Source organism: Mesorhizobium sp. M2A.F.Ca.ET.067.02.1.1 (assembly GCF_004023285.1).
Lineage (GTDB): Bacteria > Pseudomonadota > Alphaproteobacteria > Rhizobiales > Rhizobiaceae > Mesorhizobium.
This window is the reverse complement of the sequence record NZ_RZSB01001060.1, coordinates 1-1,503: the sequence shown is the minus strand read 5'-3', so window position 1 is coordinate 1,503 and position 1,503 is coordinate 1. Positions and strand designations below refer to the sequence as shown.

Here is a 1,503-nt window from a genome sequence, read left to right as displayed (position 1 = left end):
ATCTAAGGACGCGCTCGATGCCCTTGGCCGATGTGTGAAAAGGGACGGCCACGACGTCGAGTTCCTCAGGAGACCCCAAAGCGGCGATCCCGATATCGGGAGGCGCGAACAGTCTCGCGCCTTTCGGCCAAATAAAACGCGGGCCGCTGCTGGCTTGCGCGCAGGCATTGGCGATGTCGACGCCAAGCAGCTTTGCAGCCCGGGGAGGCCAGACCAGACAGGTTAGAAGAAGGGCAGCAATGACCGCCACGCCCGGGGCGGCCAGAAGCCAGGCGCGCGGCAGCTCGTCCCTCGACCTGGCTGCGAAATGGCGCTTCAGCGGCAGGCTGGCTGGAATGCCTTGATGGACGAGCAAGGCAACCCCGGGGCCGACGAAGAGCGGAAAAAACCGCAGGTATCTTAGATAAAGCAGTCCCAACAGGAGGCCGACAGCCGAAAAGACCGCCAGGACCCACCAGGCTCGCTTCCTTATCGAGGCGGAAATGGCCAAAATGCATGTCGCCGCCGTGCCCAGAATGGCGACGAAAAACCGTGCGAAACGATCGGAGCCCAGAAAGTCCGCGCTGAAGAAGATGCTGCGTTCCTGCTCGATGCGGGAGAGCCAATTGTCGCGAACATAGTCGCTGAGACCGACGAGCGGGCCGCCCGCGCATTGGGGGAAGAGGAAGACAAGCATCGCGGCGGTCGCGCCGGCACCGGCCAAAAGGCACAGGGCGCGTATGTACCAGCGTCCAATTCTTCTGGTCAGCGAGACACCTGCAAGCACGGCGCCGGCAGTCGCAAGCGCGGTGAGGTGCAAAAGCGAATAGCGGTCGCAAGCGGCGCTTTTGTAGGCATCGGGTCCGACGACCACAAAGAATACGGCAATGCCGGCGGCCGCCAGCGCCAGACCGTACGCCCCTAGGTCCTTGCCTGCATCCTTCGTTCCGGCGATGAATACCAATGCGTAGAAGCCGGCCGGAAGAGCAAGGAATGGCGCCATTTCGGTGCTGATCGCGGTGGACAGAGCCATTAGGGCGCCGTTCAATCCGGCGGCAACCGGCGCGCCACGGATCGTCAGCAGCACCGCCCCCAGGAGGATGAGCATCTGCAGGTTGTGGTAGTCGATGCGCCAGGGCTGGAATTCCGAAAGCGCGGGCAGCCCGGCGAAGGCGGCGACGATCAGCACCACGCCTGGATGGTCGAACTCGAATTCCCTGACCACGAGGAAAAGCAGGGTTAAAGCGGCCAGGAGGAGCAGGAGCGGCACGGTGAACGCGGCGGCGGATAAAGCAGTTCCCATCCCGACAAAAGGCGCCAGCGCGATGGCCAGCAACGCATAGAGCGCATCGACGATCCAGGGCCAGTGCGAGACCATGGGCTCGGGCTGGGCGATACCGGTCAGCGTTCTGTCGAACGGATTGCCTGTGTGCAGAAGATGCCTGATTTCATGCAGCTTCATGAGATCGTCGACGTCGCCGTTGGGCATGTTGCCGAGCAACAGGAGCAGGCTCAGAACCGTAC

1 protein-coding gene is annotated in these 1,503 nt (G+C 62.7%); it reads right to left on the bottom strand.

Annotated elements, in window-relative coordinates; translation table 11 throughout:
• A partial coding sequence (locus tag EOA28_RS39285) for a hypothetical protein (RefSeq protein ID WP_189342373.1) occupies positions 1 to 1,503 on the bottom strand: 1,503 nt, incomplete at both ends.